Origin of the sequence: Paenibacillus sp. VTT E-133291, assembly GCF_002264395.1 — a bacterium.
GTDB lineage: Bacteria > Bacillota > Bacilli > Paenibacillales > Paenibacillaceae > Paenibacillus_AQ > Paenibacillus_AQ nitricinens.
Window position 1 is genome coordinate 1 of the sequence record NZ_NFVA01000197.1, and the last position, 2,234, is coordinate 2,234.

The 2,234-nt window shown below is 50.4% G+C and carries 3 protein-coding genes; all 3 read right to left on the bottom strand.

Features of this window, described 5'->3' with window-relative positions; all coding sequences use genetic code 11:
• Nucleotides 1–119: 119 nt before the first annotated feature.
• The gene (locus tag CA598_RS31450) at nucleotides 120–335 is read right to left on the bottom strand and encodes a hypothetical protein (RefSeq protein ID WP_094879039.1); all 216 of its coding nucleotides are present in this window, start codon (nucleotides 333–335) and stop codon (nucleotides 120–122) included.
• Nucleotides 336–352: 17 nt separating this feature from the next.
• Complete coding sequence (locus CA598_RS31455; protein ID WP_094879040.1) at nucleotides 353–1,441, bottom strand: SU10 major capsid protein; 1,089 nt, start codon at nucleotides 1,439–1,441, stop codon at nucleotides 353–355.
• Between the two features lie 79 nt (nucleotides 1,442–1,520).
• Nucleotides 1,521–2,129: a phage scaffolding protein gene (locus tag CA598_RS31460; RefSeq protein ID WP_179283825.1), complete on the bottom strand. Its 609-nt coding sequence runs from the start codon at nucleotides 2,127–2,129 to the stop codon at nucleotides 1,521–1,523.
• Between the last annotated feature and the right edge of the window lie 105 nt (nucleotides 2,130–2,234).

Sequence of the window (2,234 nt, forward strand, 5' to 3'; positions counted from 1 at the left end):
CACGTTAACTATCCGTAGTTTTTTGGCGTCGTCTGCGTCCGTCCAATCCTCAATCGATATACAGTTCACGTTGATATACGCTGTTGCATCTTCTACAGAAACCATACGTCCACCTCCCGTTATTTTGCGGAGGTATTCGCAGCCTTTCGCGGTTTAGGCGCTGGCTTAACGGGTTCCTCCGGTACTTTTTCGTCGATCCGTACAACGTCAGTTATCGTGTCGAGTACGACTATCTCAGCGGGATCGTCCGTATGAAAAAGGCCTCCGCTAAATCTGCGGAAGCCTCCATCTACGTAAAATCCGAGTTGTTGATAGCGCGATTCGTATGTCGCCATCTCACACCTCCGTTATCTTAAGACAGGCCTTTCAGACGGCCATGCGCTTTTTCCTGTTCGAGCATCAACGTGTATTCACCTACGATTTGGCCCTTCATCGAGTCGCCTTGCAGACCGAGGTATGTGTGACTGAACTCGCGGGTTGCTAACGGGTGGATTTTAACTCGATTAGCGTCCACAAGGAACAATTCATCCGAGGCAAGGTTTTGGTTAAGAGCGACCTCAAACTGACCGAAATCAGTTACGACGAAATCAACCACCTGCCCACGAACATTCTCACCACGGGTCAGTGTGATTTTATTAGAGTCTGTACCAGACAAAGCAATCTTCTGCTTCGCGGCTACCATGACTTTGTAATTCCCACCGTTGGCGAAACCTCCCGCATCATAGACGGTCTGAGCTAGCGTATTAATTGCCCCCAGGGTCAACGCACCACCTACGTTGGTAACGTTAGTGTTGATAAACTGACGAATACCCTTCATTTGGCGAACCTGGCCGTTTTCATACGAAATACCGTTAATCGCAGCTTTCTCCAATTGGAGCGCAAGTTCAAGCTGTTTCTTCTGCTTCTCATATTCGTACAGGTTGTTTACACCGTGTTGTGCGGTGGCCTGTGCGGTCCCGGAAAGATCAACCGTATCAGTAAAGATTTGCGTAAGATTGGATTTACGTACGCGAGCCTTGAAACGAGCTGCGCGAGCGTCTGCACCTTCTACGCCTTCTTCGAACAGGAATTCGACTTTTGCACCAGACGCGATCGCAGCAGCAGTAGTAGAAGCGTATCCGCGCGTAACGGTCAGCGTTTTAGTGCCGGAGTCGATTGCGGACACATACAAAAGCTCATCGACGATCTTGACTACGGACCCGACACGGAATGGCGTTACGTCAGCGACTACGACTGCGGTTGCACCTACAAGCGCTGCCGCTGTTGTCGCGGTTTCATCCGGGAACATCTCGTCTTCGTACCAAATGTGTTCGACCGCATTGATTGGATCTGCGAATCCCAGCAAGTTCAAGAGTGGAGTTTGATGCGGATTGAGTAACAGAATCTCGTCTGCTACGGACTCGCGTTTTCCGACTAGTGAAGAGTTATAAATTTTAGGCATATTGTGTATTTCCCCCTGTTTTGTGTGCTGCGGATAAATCCGCGCAATAAAATAAGCCGCCAATTACTCGCGACTTTAGCTACTTGTTCAGTTCGTCCTTAAGCGCTGAATACGCCATGCGGTCTTCTATTCGGCCGGTTTTGCGAGCCTTCTCCGCAGCGTCCTTAAGCATTTGTTCTTTCGTTCTATCCGGAGGGTCTGCCTTACCTCCACTAGCACCGCCGATCGGTTTCGGCTGCGTCTTTTCAATGAGATAAGCATTAGCGCTGACCAACGCTTCAACCGCTTCCTTCACGCCAACCGCGTTCCCCTCGTCATCCAACGTAACGGCCGTCAAATCCGCTAGTTTTAGCGCTGCTGCCAGGCGGTCAGTTGGTATATTAGCCTCACGCGCCAGCGATCTAAATTCCGCGTCAATCAACCGTTGATTTGCAGTAGTAAGCGCCTTGTCACGATCAGCCTCCGCCTGTTCTAAAACAGTCAACTTTGTTTTGATATCGTCGTAATCTTCGCGGCCTTTCCGGTCACGCGCGAGACGGTCGGCAACAATGCGGTCTAGATCCGCCTGAGTGAACGTCTTATCTGGCGTTGGGTCTGGGTCTGGCGTTTGGCCGGACGGATCTGAATCACCTTCTGCAAAAAGCTGTAGATTCATCGGATATCCTGAACGTTTAATTGCGTTTTCCATCGTATTTCCTCCCCGTACGAGGCCCGTCGGCGCTAATATGTCTGGCCGTCCAGTTTATCGCGTCTTATACGTTTGGGACGCGGAGCCTTATTGCTCCAATATCTT

Coding starts and splice junctions, on each gene's coding strand:
- CA598_RS31450 (WP_094879039.1), bottom strand. CDS start 335: ATGGCGACATACGAATCGCGCTATCAACAACTCGGATTTTACGTAGAT.
- CA598_RS31460 (WP_179283825.1), bottom strand. CDS start 2,129: ATGGAAAACGCAATTAAACGTTCAGGATATCCGATGAATCTACAGCTT.
- CA598_RS31455 (WP_094879040.1), bottom strand. CDS start 1,441: ATGCCTAAAATTTATAACTCTTCACTAGTCGGAAAACGCGAGTCCGTA.